Genomic DNA, 17,919 nt, shown 5'->3' on the forward strand with positions numbered 1-17,919 from the left:
CTTCGTCAGAAGGGCTGGCTGGCGCCGGTCATGCCGGCGCGCAGCGATTCAGCGGTGCGCCGCACCTCCGGCCCATGTTCGCGCTCCAGGCGTCGGATGGTGAAATGCGCCCGGGCCAGGGCGCGGTAATGCGCCAGGAAGGCCACGTTGAGCGAGGCTCCGCACAGCGCGCCGGCAACCGGCATCATCTGCACCGCCAGCTTGCGCGACAGGCCCAGCCCGTAATGCGACGCAACCTCGGATACCAGCATCACCACCGGCCGGCCGCGCAGCATCGCGCGGGCCGAGAAATAGCCCAGTTCGCTCTCGTCATCGGCGGCACCGACCGGAAAGGCCCGCAGCGCGAACACTTCGAGGCACGCGCGCCTGGCATCCTGGGTGGACAGATCCTCGCCTTCCTCGCGGGCAATGCGCGCGATCTCGCGCATGATAGCCAGGGTGGTGAAGGTGACATCGGGCAGCAGACCGGCAAGCCCGGCAAACCCACCGACCGCACCCGACACCGTCACCGCCGCCTGCAGCGCCGGCCCCCGCCATGCCGGGGTGGAAATCGGGGCAGGAACAACGGCGGAAACAGAGGGGCCGGTCGCCACCGCAGCCGAGTCGAGTACTACCTGCTCGCCCTTGAGCGGGGTCATGCCAACGATCGCGATATCAAAAGCGCGTGAAATCGCGCTCTCGGCGATTCCCTTCAGCTTGGCCTGCATGGTGGGCGCCATGCCCAGGCCCCGCATGCCCAGTTGTGCCGCCTGGCCGACCGCACCGCCCATCAGGTCCGCCAGCCGCACCAGCACGCCGCGACCCGATTCGACCTTTTCCAGCGCGCGCTGCAGTTCGGCGATCGCCGGGGCGTCCAGCACCAGTGGAGCGACCTCGCCCCCGGTTTGAATGGTCATTCCCCAACCCTCCTGCCGGTCATGCGCCCCCGCCCGCCCGCATGGACGAGGCGACGGCCAGTAGATGAAGCCCCACCGGTAACGGCGGGCATCGCTTTATCAAGCATATTACCCCTCTCGCAAATCCACCGTCACGCCGTATATGGTTCGTGATGCAGGGCCGCCATGTCCATGCCGGGAGAGGACGAACCGGTCACAGCCCAGGTACAGTCCGAACGCAAGGAGAACCCTTATGGATGCGATGAAGGCCCCCCGGCCCACCATGCGGACGACGCGCCCCACCCTGCTCTGCTGCGCCGGCGCGGCCCTTGTGGCCGGCTGGAGCATGGCGGCGATACACGCCGCCCAGGCCGCCCCGCGCCACACAACCCGCGCGCCGGCGCCCGCGACCGGCACCCTGAATGCGCCCGTTTCGTCGTCGCTCGAGCCGGCCGACGCCCGCCGCGACCCGACCGCCGACCCCGACAATCCCCCGGCCCCGCCGCCGCCCGACGGCTATCAGGTGGTGCAGGACGAGGATGTCACGGCCCAGACCTTCAGCCCGGAGATCGCCGCCCTCCACGGCCCCGGCCTGCCGTCGATCGAGGCCCGCCAGACCCCGCGCGATTCCCGCGACGTGCCATCGCATTTCAGCGTCTTCGACGTGCCCGTGAAGTTCAACGCCCCGGTGCAGCCGGCCTATAACGCGGCCTTCACCTATTCGACCTATGGCGGCCAACCCGGACGCGGCATCCAGGCCATCGGCGCCGAAGGCGCCGCCGGAGAGCCGTAGAGGCCCCGCTGCCGGCAATCCGACGCGCGTTTTCTGCGCTTCACTGCTCACGGCCAAAAAGGCCGCTCCGCTGCGATGCTCAAAAACACACGCCGGACGCGGCCCGTGCCGGGCCGCTCTTGCTCGGCAGCGGAGCCTCTACGGCTCTCCGGCCCCCTTAATTCACTTAAATCCGCCCATGCGGCACAGATGCGCCCAGTGCGCATCCGACACTGGCACGACCGAGAGGCGCGACTGGCGCACCAGGGCCAGGTCGGCCAGGTCCGGGTCGGCCTTGATCGCCGCCAGCGTCACCGGATGGGGCATCGGCCCCACGGCGCGGACATCGACACAGACCCAGCCGCCATCGGCGGCGGTCGGGTCGGGATAGGCTTCCCGCACGATCTCGACCACGCCCACGATCTCGCGGCCGATATTGGAATGATAGAAGAAGGCACGGTCACCCCGCGCCATCGCCATCAGGTTGCGCTTCGCCTGGTGGTTGCGCACGCCGGTCCAGGGCTCGACGCCATGGGCGACCTGCTGGTCCCACGAAAAGGCGTCGGGTTCGGATTTCACAAGCCAGTACGCCATCCGCTATTCCACCAGCTGTCCGTCACGGAAGACCGGGCGGAAGGGGCGGATCACCACGCTTTCGAACACGTCGGCCTTTGCATACGGGTCGCTGGCGGCAAAACCCTCGGCGGTTGCGCGGTCTTCCACGTCGATCAGCAGCATGCTGCCGCAGGGCCGCCCGTCCGCGCCCATCAGCGGGCCACCCTGGATGATCCGGTCCTGATAGGCCTGCAGATAGGCCAGATGCTGCGGCCGCGTGGCGATGCGCGTTTCCAGCGCCCCCGGCTTGTCGGTGCAGATGATGGCGAAGAGCATGGGAAGTCTCCTTCCGGAAAAGGCGGGCCGGCCCGCCACGTGAACAACGCGCCATGTATCCGGCGCGGGCCGTGCCTTTCTTCGCATGTTCGTGTAGGAACGGAAAGCGAAACGCCCCCACCGTCCCCGACGGACGCATAAAGCAGGAGTCCCCCGCGTGTGGGGGAGAACGAGACCGTCTTGAACGCCACACCGAGCCTTGCCGCACGCACGGGCAATTTCTTCCACCGCTACGCCAATCCGGGGCGGTTTCTCCGGCTGGGCGCGCGCCTGCAACCCTGGCTGACCTGGCCCGCCATCCTGCTGTCGGTCGCCGGCATCGTCTGGGGCCTGTTCCTCTCGCCCGCCGACTGGCAGCAGGGGGACAGTGTGCGGATCATGTATGTCCATGTGCCTGCCGCATGGCTGGCATCGTCGGGCTATATGGGGCTGGCAATCTGCTCGCTGCTGTCGCTGGTCTGGCGCCATCCGCTGGCCGACCTGGCGGCGGTGGAAATCGGCCCGGTCGGCGCCTCGGTCACCGCCATCTGCCTGGCCACCGGTTCGCTGTGGGGCAAGCCGATGTGGGGCACCTGGTGGGTGTGGGACGCACGGCTGACCTCGGTGCTGGTGCTGTTCTTCCTCTATCTGGGCCATATCGCGCTGATCCGCGCCTTCGACGAGCCGCAGCGCGGCTATCGCGCCGCCGCGATCCTCGGCCTGGCCGGGGCGGTGGACCTGCCGATCATCAAGTTCAGCGTGCAATGGTGGAACACGCTGCACCAGCCCGACAGCATCACGCTGACGGCCGCCCCCACCATGTCGACCGCCATGCTGTGGCCGCTGCTGGTCTGCACCATCGGCTTCACGCTCGGCTTCGCCGCCATCCTGGTCGCGCGCCTGCGCGCCGCCGTGATGGAAAGCCGGGTCCGCACCGCACTGGCCATGCGCCGTGGCCGGACCGACAGCCATGACGCCCAGGATTCGGGCCAGGACCTGAGCGGAGCCGTCGCATGACCCACCTGCCCTACATCATCACCGCCTACGGGCTGACCATCGGGCTTGCCGTCATCCTGGGCGGCGGTGCCGCGCTGCGCCTGCGCCGGGCTCGCGCGCGCCTGGCCGCGCTGGAACGTCCTTCCCGCAGCGGTGGAGCCTCCGCGCCATGACCCGCAAGAGCCGTCGCCTGTGGCTGGTCGGCGGGTGCCTGATCGGGCTGGGCACCGCCACCGCGCTGACGCTGAGCGCGTTCTCCTCCAACATCGTCTTCTTCATGGCGCCGTCGCAGGTCCATGCCCACCCGCCGGCCGCCGACCGCACCATCCGGCTGGGCGGGATGGTGGTGGCCGGATCGGTGCGCCAGCAGAAGAACGGCGACACCCCCGTCAACCAGTTCAACGTCACGGATGGCCAGGACGCCGTCACGGTGCGTTACGAAGGCATCCTGCCCGACTTGTTCCGCGAGGGGCAGAGCGTGGTGGCCATCGGCACCGTGCTGGCCGACGGATCGTTCCGCGCCAGCGAAGTTCTGGCCAAGCATGACGAGACCTACATGCCCAAGGAAGTCGCCGAGGCCCTGCGCCGCAGCGGCAAATGGGACCCCCGCTACGGCAAGGCCCCCGATGCCGCGAGTTGGAATGCCATGACCACAAGCGCCACGGGCCAGGATAAAGCTGCCTCGCAGCATGGAAGCTGACTGAACATGACCCCGGAACTGGGAAATTTCGCCCTCGCGCTGGCCTGCTGCCTCGCCGCCGGGCAGGCGGTGCTGCCGATGGTCGGCGCGCGGCGCCGCGATCCGCGCCTGATGGCGCTGGCCCCTGCTTTGGCCATCGGGCAGCTTCTGGCGCTGCTCTATTCCTTTGCCTGCCTGATCCATTCCGCGATCCAGGACGATTTCTCGGTCCAGAACGTCGCGGCCAACAGCGCGGTGGCCAAGCCGCTCCTGTATAAAATCACCGGCGTATGGGGCAATCACGAGGGCTCGGTCCTGCTGTGGGCGCTGATCCTGGGCCTGTGCGGCGGCGCGGTGGCGCTGTTCGGCCGCGACCTGCCCTCCGCCCTGCGGGCACGGGTGATCGCGGTGCTGGGCGGGGTCTCGGCGGGCTTCCAGCTTTTCTGCCTGACCACATCGAACCCGTTCGACCGTGTCTGGCCGGCGCCGATGGACGGCCAGGGCATGAACCCGCTGTTGCAGGACCCCGGCCTGGCCTTCCATCCGCCCATTCTCTACACCGGCTATGTCGGCTTCGCGGTGCCGTTCGCCTTCGCCGTCGCGGCGCTGATCGAAGGCCGCGTCGATGCCGCCTGGGGCCGCTGGGTCCGCCCATGGGCGGTCGCGGCCTGGTGCTTCCTCACCTGCGGCATCGCGCTCGGCTCGTGGTGGTCCTATTACGTGCTCGGCTGGGGCGGCTACTGGTTCTGGGACCCGGTGGAAAACGCGTCGCTGATCCCGTGGCTGACCGGCACCGCATTGGTCCATTCCGCCATCGTCGTGGAAAAGCGCGAGGCGCTGAAGATCTGGACCGTGCTGCTGGCCATCGGCACCTTCTCCTTCTCGCTCTCCGGCACCTTCCTGGTGCGCTCGGGCATCCTCAATTCCGTCCACGCCTTCGCCAATGACCCCGCACGCGGCATCTTCATCCTGGGCCTGCTGGGGCTGGTGATCGGCGGGTCGCTGCTGCTGTTCGCCATCCGCGCGCCGCAGCTCGCGGCCGGCGGCGTGTTCGCCCCGGTATCGCGCGAGGGGCTGCTGGTACTCAACAACATCCTGCTCTGCTCGATCTGCGCGGTGGTGCTGACGGGCACGATGTACCCGCCCTTCATGTCGCTGCTGTTCGGCAAGACGATCTCGGTCGGCAAGCCGTTCTTCGACGCCACGGCGGCGCCGATGGCGATCCCGCTGATGGCCTTCATGGGGCTGGGCCCGATGATGCCGTGGAAGCGCGCGCAGCTCTGGCCGGTGCTGCGCCGGCTGTGGTGGGCCGGGGCCGTGACCGTGCTGGCCTTCGCCTTCGCAGCCTGGCGGGTCCGCGACCTGCTGCCGCTGCTGGCCGCCACCGGCGCCGTCTGGGTCATCGCCAGCAGCATCGCCGACATTGCCGAGCGCATCCGCCTGTTCCGCATCCCCGTGGGCGCAAGCTGGCAGCGCGCCCGCATGCTGCCGCGCGCGGCCCTCGGCGCGGCGCTGGCCCATGCCGGCGTCGGCGTCAGCGTGCTGGGGCTGGCCGCGATGTCGCAGGCCCAGCACCGGATCGTCGAGGTCCATATCGGCCAGACCGAAATGCTGGCCGGCGATTCCTGGACGCTGACCGAGGTGCGCGCCGCACCGGGCCCGAACTACACGGCGCTGATCGCGACCATCGAAGTGCGACATGACGGACACCTGGTCACGGTGCTGCACCCCGCCAAACGCACATTCGCCAGCCAGAACCAGACGACGACGGAGGTGGCCATTCATACCAACCTGATGTCCGACCTGTACGGCGTGCTGGGCGACCGGCACGATAACGGCGCGGAGACGACCTACGTGCTGCGCCTGCATTACAACCCGCTGGCGCCATGGATGTGGCTGGGCGGGCTGATCATGGCCCTGGGCGGGGTGCTGTCCCTGTCCGACCGGCGGATGCGCGTGGGCGCCCCCCGCCGCGCCGCGGCCGCCGGCCTGGTGGCCACGTCATGAGCGACAACGCACCCCGGCCGGACCTGCCGCGCCGGCGCCTGCTGATGGCGGCCCCGCTGGTGGTGGCGGGCGGCGCGGGCGTCGCGTTCTGGCGCATGCTGTCGGGCATGCAGCAGGGCTCGTTCGACCCGCACGACATCCAGGCCCCGGCGCTGAACCGTCCGGTGCCGGATTTCACCCTGCCCGACCAGTTGCCGGGCCAGGGCTTCGGCGCCGCCGACCTCCGGGCCTTGAAGGTGCCGGTACTGGTCAATTTCTTCGCCTCCTGGTGCATCCCCTGCGTCGCCGAAATGCCGCAGCTCAACGCCCTGAAGGCCCGGTTGCCCATCTGGGGCATCGCCTACAAGGACAAGCCGGCCGATGCGCTGGGCTTCGTCCGCCGCGCGGGCAATCCCTATGCCCGCATCGCCAGCGATCTGTCGGGCATGACCGCGATCGACTGGGGCGTGTCCGGCGTGCCGGAATCGTTCCTGATCGGACCGGGCGGCGTCATCCGCTGGCATTCCGCCGCCGCGCTGGACGAGGCCACCGCCCACCAGACCCTGCTGCCCCTGGCCGCGAGCCTGCGGATATGAGTGCCGCGATGCGCCGCCTGGCCGCCATGCTGGCCACCGTACTGGCCCTGACGATCGGCCTGTCCCCGCTGGCCGCCGTGGCCGTGGACGACCCGTCGGAAATGCTGCCCGACCCCCATCAGGAAGCCCGCGCCCAGGCCATCGGGTCGCAATTGCGCTGCCTAGTCTGCCAGAACGAATCGATCGAGGACAGCAGCGCCGGCCTGGCCCGCGACCTGCGCCACGTGGTGCGCGAGCATGTCGCCAAGGGGGAATCCGATCGCCAGATCATGGACTGGATGGTCGGCCGCTACGGCAATTTCATCCGCCTGAGCCCACCGCTGACTACCGGCACCGTCCTGCTGTGGCTGATGCCGGTCCTCGCCCTGCTGGTCGGCGGTCTCGTCGCCTTCCTGTCCTTCCGCCGCGCCCGCGGCACCGGCCCCGCACCGCTGAGCGACGACGAGCGCACGCGCCTGACCGACCTGACCTGACCGCGCTGAGATAATGATGATCTGGATTGGCATTTTCCTGCTCAGCGCCGTGGTGCTGCTGCCTTCTCTCCTGGCCTTCCGCCGCACGACCCGCCTGCGGGACGAACGGGAATCGGCCCTGGTCCTGCTGCGCGCGCAGCTTGCCGAACTGGATCGCGACCGGGAGTGCGGTCTGATCGCCGCCGGCGAGCATGAGGGCGCGCGGCTGGAAATCCAGCGCCGGCTACTGGCGTCGGACGCAGCGCCCGCACGTGGCATCGGCCGCTCCATCACCACCCCGGTGGTGCTGGTCTGCCTGCTGCTGCTGCCGCTGACCGCGACGGGGCTGTATCTGCTGTGCGGCCACCCGTCCCTCCCCGCGCAGCCCCTGGCCCCGCGCCTGCTGGCGCAGAAGGCGCAGGACAAGCGTGATGACGGGCTGCTGGCGGAACTGCGTGCCGGACTGGGCCGGATGTCGCCGGACGACCCGAACCGCTTCCGGGGTTTCCTGCTGCTGGGCCAGGCCGAAGCCGCGCGCGACCATTACGCCGCGGCGGCCGAGGCATGGCGCCAGGCCACGACGATCCAGTTCGTCCCCGAAGTCGCCGCCCGCGCCGCCGAAGCCCAGACCCTGGCCGATGGCCGCGTGAGCCCCGAAAGCGCCGCCCTGTTCCGCCGCGCACTCGATGCCGCTCCGGCCGACGCGCCGTGGCGCATGGCAGCCCAGCAGCGAATCGCCCAGTCAGAACATCAGTAGAATAGCGGCGACATCCAGGGGACCATCATGATCGAACCCATCGCCGGCACCGTCGAGCAATGCCCGTTCTGCCACCGCACGATCCGCGGCACGGCCGAAATCTGCCCCCATTGCGGCGCGGAACGGCGCTTCGGCCCGACCTTGCGCGAAAGCCTGCTGACCTTCGCCGTCGGGGTGACGGCCGGCCCGGTCTTCATGCTGCTGATCGGCGCGGGCACGCAACTGGCGGTCCTGGCGGCGGCGATCGGCGGCCTCATCGGCTTTTTCATCGCCCATTCCCGCCATGCCGGCGATCGCTGGATGAAGCCACCCGACAAACCCTGATGATCACACGCCCGTTTCTTGCCCGTGGCCGAAAGTCGGGCCAAGCTGGCGCCATGACCAGCACCGATACCAACACCGAAGCACCCTCGCCCGCCACGCCGGCCACCGACGCGCCCGAAACCGCGACCACAGCCGACGCCAAGGAATATGGCGGCCCCAAGGAAAAGCAGCCCACGCGCTATGGCGACTGGACCGTCAAAGGGCGCTGCATCGATTTCTGAAAATCGCGGAGGGCGCTTGCAATAGCGCCCGTTTCTATAGCCCGCCCTGCTCCTGCATGCGCCCGAAGCGCGCACGAGCGGTCTGACGATGGCCGGGTGGGCGCACTTCGCACGAGATCAGATAGATCCCGGCGACGAAGATGATATTGGCCAGCGAATTGAACCACAGCGCGATCTCGAAATGCGGGGGCGCCGTCGCACCCTGATAGAGCGCATAGATCGCAAACGGGATCGAGAGCGGCCGCATGCCCGACAGCATCACGCGCAGCGGGTTCATGTGCCCGGGCCGGACCAGCGGCCGCACCCGGTTGATGCCGACATAGAATGCCAGGCCGAGGCACCAGACCAGTACATTGAACATCGCGTCGCTGATCGACATGTGCCCGATGACGATCATGGCGACGATCGACGCCGCCGACAGCATGATGGCACCGAACTGGAAATTCATGCCCAGGGCCAGCGCCGGCAAGCGCTCGGGCAGACGGTCGGCAAAAGGCTGGAACACCCGGTCCAGCAGCCAGACATCGAACTGATTGATGCGATCACCAAAAGACATGCGGACCTTGTATCAAGCCCGCCAACCCGCCGCATCCCCTTTTCGGGGGGGCCTGCGGGGAAATGCGCGCTGGCGGCGATCCGACGCGCGCTTCCTGTGCTCCGATGCTCACTTCCATCAAGGCCGCTCCGCTTCGGTGCTCGAAAACACACGCCGGGCGCGGCCCTTCGGGCCGCTCTCGCTCACCAGCCCACATTTCCCCGCAGGCCCACATGGGTCATGCTGCCACGCACATTCCCAGCGAAGCCGGCAACGGGCTCAGACGGCGGGCAACGCCTCCGACGGCGCCATTTCGGCCCGTGCCTGAAGCGCGCGGCGCAGAAGGCACAGCACGCCCGGCACGCAATTGCCGCACTGCGCCCGGCACCCGCGTGCCGCATAGATCTCCCGCGGGCGGGTCGCTCCCCCGTCAACCGCGCGCTCCACATCCTGGTCGGTCAGCATATTGCAAGAACACACAAACATCAGGCGTCTCATCTCCGTGCCCCTCCCTTCAAGCACGAATGATAATGGTTCGCAATAGCATTCTCATCTGCTTTTCACATAGGAGGCCAACGCCCCTCGCGGATGTCGCCTCCCGCCCGCGCTATCGGGCGCCGTACACCGCATCCCGCACCGCGTCGGGATAGGACCCGGCCATGCCCGCCAGGGCGGTGTTGCTGATCATCACGATCGACACGCCCCGCACCGGATCGGCGATCCACTGATGGCCATAGACCCCACCCCAGGTGAAACCACCCCGCGAAACCGGGGTCCGCGCCCGCGCCGGGTCTTCAACCACCGCCGCCCCGATCGCGAAGCCCATCCCGGCATTCATCGGCCCCATCGACAGGTCGCCAATCGCATTCCGCCCGAACAGTGCAGCACTTTCCGGCGACAGGATCGGCCCGCCCCCGCTGCACAGCGCCTGGACAAACAGCAGGAATTCCTCGGCGGTGCCGACCATCCCGGCCCCACCCGACGGATAGGATCGCGGGTCCAGCACCCGATCGGGGGCAAACAGGATCTCGCTGACCTTCCCGCCGCCCAACTGGCGCGGCATCGCATAATGCGCGCCCATCGCCACCGGAACGGGCCGCCCATCGGCATACGGCGGGCAGAGCGCGTCCGGATCGGGCACGGCAAACCCGCTGCGGGTCCAACCCAGCTTCGCACCCACATGGCGCTGCACCAGCTCCGGCAGCGTCGCACCGCCCGCACGTTCCAGCACTCCGCCCATCACATCCAGCGCCAGCGAGTACGCCCAGCCTTCGCCGGGCGCGAACAGCAGTGGGACGCTCGCCAGACGGGCCAGATTCTCCTCCAGCGCCACGCCCGGCTCGGCAATCCCGTCCGAAATCCCGGCTCTTGCATAAGGATTGTCGTCACGCGGAAAGGCAAACCCGTAGGACAGGCCCGAAGTATGCGTCAGCAGATGCCGCAACGTGATCGTCGGCACCGACCCGTCGGCGCAGGCGGGGCGGAAATCGGGCAGAAAACGCGTCACCGGATCTTCCAGCGACAGCACGCCCTGCTCCGCCAGGGCCAGTGCCACCGCCGTCACCACCGGCTTGGTCAGCGATGCCAGACGGACCAGCGTGTCCGGCCCCATCGGCTCCCCCGCTTCGCGATTCGCCAGCCCGGCGGCACGGCGCACCAGCGTCTTTCCATCCACCGAAACCAGCACCGTGGCGCCCACCAGCCGTCCGCGCGCGATCGCGGCATTCATCACCTGGCCGACACGTTCGTCCATTCCCGCAACCGGCATGGCCTCGCTCATCGCGTCCTCCCTTTTCCGTCGCCTTTCCCTGCCTGGCCGCCTCCCGGTTTTCACCGGGACGCCCCGCGTCTACGCTGTCCGGGTCAGCAGGAGTACCCGTGAATCATGACAGCGCGCCTGGCCACCACCGCATTAAGCCTTTCCCTGGCCCTTCTGGCCATGCCCATGCCACAGGCGGCCCGGGCCGACGTGCCGCCTCCCCGGCCACTGGCGGCCATCGCCGACAATGCGGTCCGTGCTACCCTGCCCAACGGGCTGCGCGTGGTGGTCATCCGCGACCGGCTGGCCCCGGTGGTGACGACCGAGGTGAATTACCTGGTCGGCTCCAGCGAGGCACCGAAAGGCTTTCCCGGCACCGCCCACGCGCTGGAACATATGATGTTCCGCGGCAGCGACGGGCTGGACAAGGACCAGCTCGCCGCCATCGGCGCGCGGCTGGGCGGCAGCTACAATGCCGACACGACCGAGAACGTCACCCAGTATTTCTACACCGCCCCGGCCGAGGATCTCGACGTCATGCTGCGCATCGAGGCGCTGCGCATGCGCGGACTGGCCCTGGCGGCCCCCGACTGGGAAAAGGAACGCGGCGCGATCGAACAGGAAGTGGCGCGCGACCTGTCCAGCCCCAGCTACCAGTATCTGACCCGCCTGCAATCGATCCTGTTCGCCGGCACGCCCTACGAGCATGACGCGCTGGGCACCCGCCCCTCCTTCGACAAGACCGATGCCACCCTGCTGCGCCGCTTCTACGATGCGTGGTACGCCCCCAACAACGCCATCCTGGTCATTGCCGGCAATGTGGACCCGGACCACGCCATCGAACGGGTACGAGCCATCTTCGGCGACATTCCCCGCCGCACGCTGCCCGAACGCACGCCCGTCCAGCCCGGCCCGGTCACGGGCCAGACACTGCATTTCCCCACCGATTACCCGGTCGGGCTGGCAACGGTCGCCTGGCGCATGCCCGGCCTGCGGTCGAAGGATTACGCAACCGCGCAGATCCTGGCCGACGTGCTGACCAGCCAGCGCGGCGCGCTCTACGACCTCGTGCCGTCGGGCAAGGCGCTGTTCGCCGGCTTCGAATTCGCGCCCAAGGCCGATGCCGGCATCGGCATCGCGGTGGCGGCCTATCCCCGCAACCAGGACCCCGCCCCCCTGCTGGCCGAGATCAACGGCATCATCGCCGCCATCCGCGACAAGGGCGTGCCGCCCGATCTGGTCGAGGCCACACGGCGCAAGGAACTGGCCCAGCTCGGCTTCTCGGCCAACAGCATCAGCGGCCTGGCGGAAACCTGGTCGCAGGCGCTGGCGGTGATGGACGTGGACTCGCCCGACGCGCTGGGTACCGCCCTCAAGGCGGTCACGGTGGAAGACGTCAACCGCCTCGCCCGACAGATCCTCGACCCGCACCAAGCGGTCACCGCCCTGCTGACGCCGGAGGATTCCGGCCACCCCGTCGCCGGCAAGGGCTTCGGCGGCTCCGAATCCTTCGCCACCCCACCCGACCACCCGGTGGCCCTGCCCGACTGGGCGCACGAGGCCCTGTCGACCGTCACCCTGCCGCCGCCGGTCGGCCTGCCCAGCGTCTTCACCTATCCCAACGGGCTGCGGCTGATCGTCCACCCGGCGCATGTCAGCCACACCGTGTCGGTCTACGGCCAGATCCGCCAGAACGCCAACATGCAAGAGCCGAAAGGCCAGGACGGCATCGCCGCGATCACCGAGGATCTGTTCAGCTACGGCACCCGGTCGCTCGACCGGCTCGCCTTCCAGAAGGCACTGGACGACATCGCCGCCACCGAGAGCGCCGGCCCCGGCTTCAGCGTGTCGGTGCTGACGCCCGATTTCGAAAAAGCCACGCGCCTGCTGGCCGATAACGAAATGCACCCGGCCCTGCCCGACCGTGCGTTCCAGGTGGTCCGCATGCAGACGGCCCAATCCTATGCCGGGCTGCTGACCTCGCCGAACTACCTGTTCGGCCGCGCGGTCAAGGCCGCGGTCTCGCCGGCCGGCGACCCCACGCTGCGCCAGCCCGATCCGCAACGGATCATGATGCTGAAACAGACCGACGTGCAGGCCTTCTACACCAGCGCCTACCGCCCCGACCTGACCACCATCGTCGTGGTCGGCGACGTCACACCCGAACAGGCGCATGACGTGATCGGCCGCACCTTCGGCGCGTGGGCCCGGCCCGCCGGCCCGACGCCCACGGTCGACCTGCCGCCCCGCCCCGACAGCCGGGCTTCGCGCACCCAGGTGCCCGACCGCACCAGCGTGCAGGATTCGGCCATCCTGGCCGAAAGCCTGGGCCTGACCGCAGCCCACCCGGACCATTTCGCGCTGACGGTCGGCAACGAGATCCTGGGCGACGGCTTCTCGTCGCGCCTCTATCGCGACCTGCGGGTGCGCACGGGCTATGTCTATTCCGTCAGCAGCAGTTTCTCCTGGTCGCGCCATCGCGGCGGCTACAGCATCAGCTTCGGCGCCGACCCCGACAAGGTCGGCCGCGCCCGCGACGCCGCCCTGCACGACGTCCAGACCCTGCAGGACCAGCCGGTGACCGACGCCGAACTGACCCTGGCCAAGGCGTCACTGCTGCGCGGCCTGCCACTCGCCCGCGCCAGCCTGGATTCGATCGCGGCGGAAGATCTGCACCTGATCGAACTCGGCCTGCCGCTCGACACGCCCGACCGCGCCGCCCGCTCCTATTACGACATGACCGCCGCCGCCGTGCAGACCGCCTTCCGCACCTGGGTCCGCCCGCACGACATGGCGGAAATCGTCAAGGGGCCGACACCGACGCCGTGATCTCGACTTGAAGAGAAGCCTCTTCTTTTTCTGAAGAAAAAGAAGCAAAAAGACTTTTACCCGTTCAGGAGCCTTGTGCTTGCTCGTTCCGAGGCTCCTGAACAAATCAGAAGTTTTTTGGTTCTTTTTTTCAAAAAAAGAACCGCACTTCCCTTGATGACCAGCCACACAAAGAAAAAGGGCGGTGCCGTTTCCGGCACCGCCCCTTCCCTGTTCAATCCGTGAAACGGACCGATCAGACCTCGGCGTTACGACGACGGATCGCCGCACCCAGGATGTCACCCAGCGAGGCGCCGCTGTCGGACGAGCCGTACTCGTTGATCGCCTGCTTGTCTTCCTCGACCTCGCGGCCGCGGATGGTCAGGGCCAGCTTGCGGGCCGCACGATCGACCGACACGATCTTCGCGTCGACCTTCTCGCCAACGGCGAAGCGCTCCGGACGCTGGTCGGCCTTGTCGCGCGCCAGCTCGGCGCGGCGGATGAAGCCGGTCAGCACGTCGTCAACCTTCACCTCGACGCCGTTCGACTGCACGGCGGTCACGATGCAGGTCACGATCGCGCCCTTCTGCACCTTGCCCAGCGCGTCGGCGGCGGGGTCTTCATGCAGCTGCTTGATGCCCAGCGAGATGCGTTCCTTCTCGACGTCGACATCCAGCACCTTCGCCTGAACGACCTGACCCTTCTCGTAGTGGGTCATGGCGACTTCGCCGGCTTCGTCCCACGACAGGTCGGACATGTGAACCATGCCGTCGATGTCCGCGGACAGGCCGATGAACAGGCCGAACTCGGTGATGTTGCGGATCTCGCCCTCGACCGTGGAGCCGATCTTGTGCTCCTCGGCGAACTGCTCCCACGGGTTGCGCTGCACCTGCTTCAGACCCAGCGAGATGCGACGCTTGCCGCTGTCCACATCCAGGACCATGACGTCGACTTCCTGCGAGGTCGCGACGATCTTGCCCGGATGGACGTTCTTCTTCGTCCAGGACATTTCGGAGACGTGCACCAGACCCTCGACACCCGGCTCCAGCTCGACGAACGCGCCGTAGTCGGTGATGTTGGTGACGCGGCCGGAATAGCGGGCACCCGGCGGATACTTGATCGCCACGTTCTCCCACGGATCAGCCTCGAGCTGCTTCATGCCCAGCGAGATGCGCTGCGTATCCGGGTTGAAGCGGATAACCTGCACGCGAACCGGCTGGCCGATCTGCAGAGCCTCGGACGGGTGGTTGATGCGCTTCCAGGCGATGTCGGTGACATGCAGCAGGCCGTCCACGCCGCCCAGGTCGACGAACGCACCGTAGTCGGTGATGTTCTTGACCACGCCGTCCAGGATCATGCCTTCCTTCAGGCCCTGGATCAGCTCGCTGCGCTGCTCGGCACGCGTCTCTTCCAGCACCGCACGGCGCGAGACGACGATGTTGCCGCGCGCCCGGTCCATCTTCAGGATCTGGAACGGCTGCGGCACGCCCATCAGCGGGGTGACGTCGCGCACGGGGCGGATATCGACCTGGCTGCCCGGCAGGAAGGCCATGGCGCCGCCGAGGTCGACCGTGAAGCCACCCTTGACACGGCCATAGATCGTGCCGTTGACGCGCTGGTTGCTCTCGAACGCCTTTTCCAGGTTCGTCCAGGCTTCCTCGCGACGCGCCTTCTCGCGCGACAGGACGATCGAGCCGTCGCGGTCTTCGTACCGTTCGACGAACAGTTCGATGACGTCACCCGGCTTCACGTCCGGCGACACGCCCGGCGGGCCGAATTCCTTGAGCGCCACGCGCCCTTCGCTCTTGAGGCCGACATCGACGATGGCGAATTCGTCGGTCAGGCGCACGACGCGGCCGGTGACGACCGAACCGTCGAACGCGGTATCGCGGCCGAGGGTCTCGTCCAGCAGGGTCGCGAAATCTTCACCGCCGAAATGGTCGGTGGCAGACTGTAAGGTGGCTGAAGCCATGAGGTACCGTAAATCCTGTCTCCGGCACGGCGGGCGGACCGGATGTCTTGCGCACCGCCGGTCAACGGCGGAACGACTTGCCCGGCTTGGTCCACGACCCTTGTCGCGACATGCCTGACGGCCGATGCATCAGCGCGCCCCAGGGAGGAACCGCGCGTGGCATGCACAGACACCCTCGCACCCCGGCCTGTCAACACAAACCGGCACAGATCAGCCCCCGCCGCGCGAAATCCGCCTACACGGTGCCGAGAGCCCCGGCCCGCACGCGCACCACCCGCAGCGCCTCGACCAGCACCTGTTCGGCCGTCAGATGGTCGGTATCGATCACCACCGCGTCGGCGGCGGCCTTCAGCGGCGCCACCGCGCGGCCGGCATCGGCGGCGTCGCGCGCCACCAGTTCCGCCTCGACCCGCGCGATCTGGGCCTCGCGGTCGGGGGCATGGAGATCGGTCGCCAGTTGCTCCCACCGCCGGCGGGCCCGCGCGGCGGGCGAGGCGGTGATGAACAGCTTGACCTGCGCATCGGGGAAAATGACGGTGCCGATATCCCGCCCATCCAGCACGCCGCCCGCCGCGCGGGCGAAATCACGCTGCACATCGACCAGGATCGCCCGCACCGCCTGCTGGGCGGCGACCAGGCTGGCCGCACGATCGACTTCCGGCACCCGCAGATCGCCGCGCTTCAGATCCTCTGGCGTGACCCGCCGCGCCTGTTCGTCGGCCGGGTGGGCCGCCGGGTCCAGCCCGGCATCCAGCATCCGCCGCCCGACCGCGCGATAGAGCAGCCCGGTATCCAGGTACGGCAGGCCCAGCGCGTCGGCCAGCCGGCGGGCCAGCGTGCCCTTGCCGGCCGCCGCCGGGCCGTCGACGGCAATGACCAGCGCGCGGCTCATGCCGCCAGCCCCGCGCCGATGCTGTTCATCAGCGCGATGAAGCCGGGGAAGCTCGTATCGATAAAGGCCGTGTCGTCCACCTGCACCGGCTGGGCCGCGACCAGGCCCAGCACCGTGGCGCTCATGGCCAGGCGGTGATCCATGCGGGTCTCGACCAGCCCGCCGCCAGGCACCGCCCCGCCCGTGCCGGTGACCAGCATGTCGTCCCCCACCACGTCCACGCTCACGCCGTTCCGCTGCAACAGCGCCACGGTGGCCGACAGGCGGTCGCTTTCCTTCACGCGCAGCTCCTCCAGCCCCCGGAACCGCGACGGGCCGGTAGCATGGGCGGCGACAACGGCCAGGATCGGATATTCGTCGATCATCGAGGGCGCCCGCTCGGCCGGCACGTCCACGCCATGCAGCGGGCCCGCCACCGCCGTCAGGTCGCCGACCGGCTCGCCGCCCTCGACCCGCTCGTTCGACAGGCGCAGGTCGGCGCCCATCTCGCGCAGGGTGGTGAACAGGCCGGTGCGCAACGGGTTCAGCCCCACGCCCCGCACCGTCACCGACGATCCGGGCACCAGCAGCGCCGCCGCCAGCACGAACGCGGCCGATGACGGGTCGCCCGGCACCGCCACGTCCCGCGCCACCAGTTCCGGCCGGCCGGTCAGGGTGATCACGCGCCCGCCGGCTCCCAGCGAGGCGACCGAAACCTCGGCGCCGAAATGGCGCAGCATGTTTTCCGTATGGTCGCGCGTCGCCACCGGCTCCTCGACGCGCGTGGTGCCGGCGGCATTCAGCCCGGCCAGCAGCACGGCCGACTTCACCTGCGCCGAGGCCACCGGCAGGCGGTAGGAAAGCGGCGCCGGGTCGGCCACGCCCTCGATCGCCAGCGGCAGCCGCCCGCCCGAACGGGCGGTGAAGCGCGCGCCCGTGGCCGACAGCGGGTCGATCACCCGCTTCATCGGCCGGCCGCGCAGGCTGCCGTCACCGGTCATGACCGAAAAGATGCCGTGGCTGGCCAGGATGCCGGACAGCAGCCGTGCCGCGGTGCCGGAATTGCCCATGTCCAGCACGTCGTCCGGCTCCTGCAACGCGCCCAGCCCCTGGCCCGTTACCTGCCAGGTGCCCGGCGCCACACGCGTAACGGTGGCGCCCAGGGCCCGCATGGCGGCGGCGGTGCGCAGCACGTCCTCGCCTTCCAGCAGGCCGGTGATCCCGGTTTCGCCGCGCGCCAGCGCCGCGAACATCAGCGCGCGGTGGCTGATCGACTTGTCGCCCGGCACCGCGACGGACCCGGAGAGAGGAGTCGTCGCCGAACGGACGGTCAGCGGGCGCGAGGCGGGGGCATTCATGCTTTCCATGGGACCAATCCCTTCCGGATTGTTCGCGGCGAAGTCAATTACCGGCGTGCATCCCGACATCAAAAAACGCCGTAATGTC

21 protein-coding genes are annotated in these 17,919 nt (G+C 68.8%); 12 read left to right on the forward strand and 9 right to left on the reverse strand.

The window, feature by feature from the left end; all coding sequences use genetic code 11:
• Positions 1-5: 5 nt before the first annotated feature.
• Entirely contained in the window at positions 6-896 is an 891-nt protein-coding gene (locus tag HLH35_RS01230; protein WP_182977396.1) for an EcsC family protein, read from the reverse strand.
• A 232-nt stretch (positions 897-1,128) separates the two neighbouring features.
• On the opposite strand from HLH35_RS01230, the gene HLH35_RS01235 reads away from it, so the two are divergent.
• Complete coding sequence (locus tag HLH35_RS01235) at positions 1,129-1,668, forward strand: hypothetical protein (RefSeq protein WP_182977397.1); 540 nt, start codon at positions 1,129-1,131, stop codon at positions 1,666-1,668.
• A 162-nt stretch (positions 1,669-1,830) separates the two neighbouring features.
• On the opposite strand, the gene HLH35_RS01240 is transcribed toward HLH35_RS01235, so the two are convergent.
• Both HLH35_RS01240 and HLH35_RS01245 read right to left on the reverse strand, forming a co-directional pair.
• Entirely contained in the window at positions 1,831-2,241 is a 411-nt protein-coding gene (locus HLH35_RS01240) for an EVE domain-containing protein (protein ID WP_182966001.1), read from the reverse strand.
• A gap of 3 nt (positions 2,242-2,244) precedes the next feature.
• A complete protein-coding gene (locus HLH35_RS01245) occupies positions 2,245-2,538 on the reverse strand; it encodes a YciI family protein (protein WP_182965999.1) in 294 nt (97 codons plus the stop codon).
• A 180-nt stretch (positions 2,539-2,718) separates the two neighbouring features.
• On the opposite strand from HLH35_RS01245, the gene HLH35_RS01250 reads away from it, so the two are divergent.
• Genes HLH35_RS01250 through HLH35_RS01290 form a run of 9 tightly spaced genes read left to right on the forward strand, consistent with a single transcriptional unit; the run spans position 2,719 to position 8,528 of the window.
• Positions 2,719-3,534 carry a heme ABC transporter permease gene (locus HLH35_RS01250; protein ID WP_182977398.1) on the forward strand — a complete coding sequence of 272 codons (816 nt, stop codon included), beginning with the start codon at positions 2,719-2,721 and terminating at the stop codon, positions 3,532-3,534.
• Positions 3,531-3,686, forward strand: coding sequence for a heme exporter protein CcmD (ccmD, locus tag HLH35_RS01255; RefSeq protein ID WP_182977399.1), 156 nt, complete (start codon positions 3,531-3,533; stop codon positions 3,684-3,686). The genes HLH35_RS01250 and ccmD overlap by 4 nt, the downstream gene beginning before the upstream one ends.
• Positions 3,683-4,213, forward strand: a complete 531-nt coding sequence (gene ccmE / locus HLH35_RS01260; protein ID WP_182965993.1) for a cytochrome c maturation protein CcmE — start codon at positions 3,683-3,685, stop codon at positions 4,211-4,213. The genes ccmD and ccmE overlap by 4 nt, the downstream gene beginning before the upstream one ends.
• Positions 4,214-4,219: 6 nt before the next feature.
• Complete coding sequence (locus tag HLH35_RS01265; RefSeq protein ID WP_182977400.1) at positions 4,220-6,199, forward strand: heme lyase CcmF/NrfE family subunit; 1,980 nt, start codon at positions 4,220-4,222, stop codon at positions 6,197-6,199.
• Complete coding sequence (locus tag HLH35_RS01270; RefSeq protein WP_182977401.1) at positions 6,196-6,774, forward strand: DsbE family thiol:disulfide interchange protein; 579 nt, start codon at positions 6,196-6,198, stop codon at positions 6,772-6,774. The genes HLH35_RS01265 and HLH35_RS01270 overlap by 4 nt, the downstream gene beginning before the upstream one ends.
• Positions 6,771-7,247, forward strand: coding sequence for a cytochrome c-type biogenesis protein (locus HLH35_RS01275; RefSeq protein ID WP_408870076.1), 477 nt, complete (start codon positions 6,771-6,773; stop codon positions 7,245-7,247). Before HLH35_RS01270 ends, HLH35_RS01275 begins: the two co-directional genes overlap by 4 nt.
• A 16-nt stretch (positions 7,248-7,263) precedes the next feature.
• Positions 7,264-7,983, forward strand: coding sequence for a c-type cytochrome biogenesis protein CcmI (gene ccmI / locus HLH35_RS01280; protein ID WP_182977599.1), 720 nt, complete (start codon positions 7,264-7,266; stop codon positions 7,981-7,983).
• A 27-nt stretch (positions 7,984-8,010) separates the two neighbouring features.
• Positions 8,011-8,307 carry a hypothetical protein gene (locus tag HLH35_RS01285; protein WP_182977402.1) on the forward strand — a complete coding sequence of 99 codons (297 nt, stop codon included), beginning with the start codon at positions 8,011-8,013 and terminating at the stop codon, positions 8,305-8,307.
• Positions 8,307-8,528: a DUF1674 domain-containing protein gene (locus tag HLH35_RS01290; RefSeq protein ID WP_246384750.1), complete on the forward strand. Its 222-nt coding sequence runs from the start codon at positions 8,307-8,309 to the stop codon at positions 8,526-8,528. The genes HLH35_RS01285 and HLH35_RS01290 overlap by 1 nt, the downstream gene beginning before the upstream one ends.
• Positions 8,529-8,562: 34 nt before the next feature.
• On the opposite strand, the gene HLH35_RS01295 is transcribed toward HLH35_RS01290, so the two are convergent.
• The 3 genes from HLH35_RS01295 to HLH35_RS01305 form a co-directional block, all read right to left on the reverse strand.
• Positions 8,563-9,084, reverse strand: coding sequence for a hypothetical protein (locus HLH35_RS01295; protein ID WP_182965983.1), 522 nt, complete (start codon positions 9,082-9,084; stop codon positions 8,563-8,565).
• A gap of 258 nt (positions 9,085-9,342) precedes the next feature.
• A complete protein-coding gene (locus HLH35_RS01300; RefSeq protein ID WP_182977403.1) occupies positions 9,343-9,549 on the reverse strand; it encodes a (2Fe-2S)-binding protein in 207 nt (68 codons plus the stop codon).
• Positions 9,550-9,670: 121 nt separating this feature from the next.
• Positions 9,671-10,843, reverse strand: a complete 1,173-nt coding sequence (locus tag HLH35_RS01305) for a serine hydrolase domain-containing protein (RefSeq protein ID WP_182977404.1) — start codon at positions 10,841-10,843, stop codon at positions 9,671-9,673.
• 105 nt (positions 10,844-10,948) lie between these two features.
• On the opposite strand from HLH35_RS01305, the gene HLH35_RS01310 reads away from it, so the two are divergent.
• Positions 10,949-13,651, forward strand: coding sequence for a M16 family metallopeptidase (locus HLH35_RS01310; protein ID WP_182977405.1), 2,703 nt, complete (start codon positions 10,949-10,951; stop codon positions 13,649-13,651).
• A gap of 75 nt (positions 13,652-13,726) precedes the next feature.
• Positions 13,727-13,876, forward strand: coding sequence for a hypothetical protein (locus HLH35_RS01315; RefSeq protein ID WP_182977406.1), 150 nt, complete (start codon positions 13,727-13,729; stop codon positions 13,874-13,876).
• A 10-nt stretch (positions 13,877-13,886) separates the two neighbouring features.
• On the opposite strand, the gene rpsA is transcribed toward HLH35_RS01315, so the two are convergent.
• The 3 genes from rpsA to aroA form a co-directional block, all read right to left on the reverse strand.
• Positions 13,887-15,602, reverse strand: a complete 1,716-nt coding sequence (gene rpsA / locus HLH35_RS01320; protein ID WP_182977407.1) for a 30S ribosomal protein S1 — start codon at positions 15,600-15,602, stop codon at positions 13,887-13,889.
• Positions 15,603-15,837: 235 nt separating this feature from the next.
• Complete coding sequence (cmk, locus tag HLH35_RS01325; protein WP_182977408.1) at positions 15,838-16,494, reverse strand: (d)CMP kinase; 657 nt, start codon at positions 16,492-16,494, stop codon at positions 15,838-15,840.
• Positions 16,491-17,831: a 3-phosphoshikimate 1-carboxyvinyltransferase gene (gene aroA, locus HLH35_RS01330; RefSeq protein ID WP_408870082.1), complete on the reverse strand. Its 1,341-nt coding sequence runs from the start codon at positions 17,829-17,831 to the stop codon at positions 16,491-16,493. The genes cmk and aroA overlap by 4 nt, the downstream gene beginning before the upstream one ends.
• Between the last annotated feature and the right edge of the window lie 88 nt (positions 17,832-17,919).

This window comes from Gluconacetobacter asukensis, assembly GCF_014174375.1.
In the GTDB taxonomy this organism is placed as follows: Bacteria; Pseudomonadota; Alphaproteobacteria; order Acetobacterales; family Acetobacteraceae; genus Gluconacetobacter; species Gluconacetobacter asukensis.

What these genes read in the sequence shown, in the direction of transcription:
- HLH35_RS01230 (WP_182977396.1), bottom strand. Translation starts at nt 896, where the DNA reads ATGACCATTCAAACCGGGGGCGAGGTCGCTCCACTGGTGCTGGACGCC.
- HLH35_RS01235 (WP_182977397.1), top strand. Translation starts at nt 1,129, where the DNA reads ATGGATGCGATGAAGGCCCCCCGGCCCACCATGCGGACGACGCGCCCC.
- HLH35_RS01240 (WP_182966001.1), bottom strand. Translation starts at nt 2,241, where the DNA reads ATGGCGTACTGGCTTGTGAAATCCGAACCCGACGCCTTTTCGTGGGAC.
- HLH35_RS01245 (WP_182965999.1), bottom strand. Translation starts at nt 2,538, where the DNA reads ATGCTCTTCGCCATCATCTGCACCGACAAGCCGGGGGCGCTGGAAACG.
- ccmD (WP_182977399.1), top strand. Translation starts at nt 3,531, where the DNA reads ATGACCCACCTGCCCTACATCATCACCGCCTACGGGCTGACCATCGGG.
- ccmE (WP_182965993.1), top strand. Translation starts at nt 3,683, where the DNA reads ATGACCCGCAAGAGCCGTCGCCTGTGGCTGGTCGGCGGGTGCCTGATC.
- HLH35_RS01265 (WP_182977400.1), top strand. Translation starts at nt 4,220, where the DNA reads ATGACCCCGGAACTGGGAAATTTCGCCCTCGCGCTGGCCTGCTGCCTC.
- HLH35_RS01270 (WP_182977401.1), top strand. Translation starts at nt 6,196, where the DNA reads ATGAGCGACAACGCACCCCGGCCGGACCTGCCGCGCCGGCGCCTGCTG.
- HLH35_RS01275 (WP_408870076.1), top strand. Translation starts at nt 6,771, where the DNA reads ATGAGTGCCGCGATGCGCCGCCTGGCCGCCATGCTGGCCACCGTACTG.
- ccmI (WP_182977599.1), top strand. Translation starts at nt 7,264, where the DNA reads ATGATCTGGATTGGCATTTTCCTGCTCAGCGCCGTGGTGCTGCTGCCT.
- HLH35_RS01285 (WP_182977402.1), top strand. Translation starts at nt 8,011, where the DNA reads ATGATCGAACCCATCGCCGGCACCGTCGAGCAATGCCCGTTCTGCCAC.
- HLH35_RS01290 (WP_246384750.1), top strand. Translation starts at nt 8,307, where the DNA reads ATGATCACACGCCCGTTTCTTGCCCGTGGCCGAAAGTCGGGCCAAGCT.
- HLH35_RS01295 (WP_182965983.1), bottom strand. Translation starts at nt 9,084, where the DNA reads ATGTCTTTTGGTGATCGCATCAATCAGTTCGATGTCTGGCTGCTGGAC.
- HLH35_RS01300 (WP_182977403.1), bottom strand. Translation starts at nt 9,549, where the DNA reads ATGTTTGTGTGTTCTTGCAATATGCTGACCGACCAGGATGTGGAGCGC.
- HLH35_RS01305 (WP_182977404.1), bottom strand. Translation starts at nt 10,843, where the DNA reads ATGAGCGAGGCCATGCCGGTTGCGGGAATGGACGAACGTGTCGGCCAG.
- HLH35_RS01310 (WP_182977405.1), top strand. Translation starts at nt 10,949, where the DNA reads ATGACAGCGCGCCTGGCCACCACCGCATTAAGCCTTTCCCTGGCCCTT.
- rpsA (WP_182977407.1), bottom strand. Translation starts at nt 15,602, where the DNA reads ATGGCTTCAGCCACCTTACAGTCTGCCACCGACCATTTCGGCGGTGAA.
- cmk (WP_182977408.1), bottom strand. Translation starts at nt 16,494, where the DNA reads ATGAGCCGCGCGCTGGTCATTGCCGTCGACGGCCCGGCGGCGGCCGGC.
- aroA (WP_408870082.1), bottom strand. Translation starts at nt 17,831, where the DNA reads ATGAATGCCCCCGCCTCGCGCCCGCTGACCGTCCGTTCGGCGACGACT.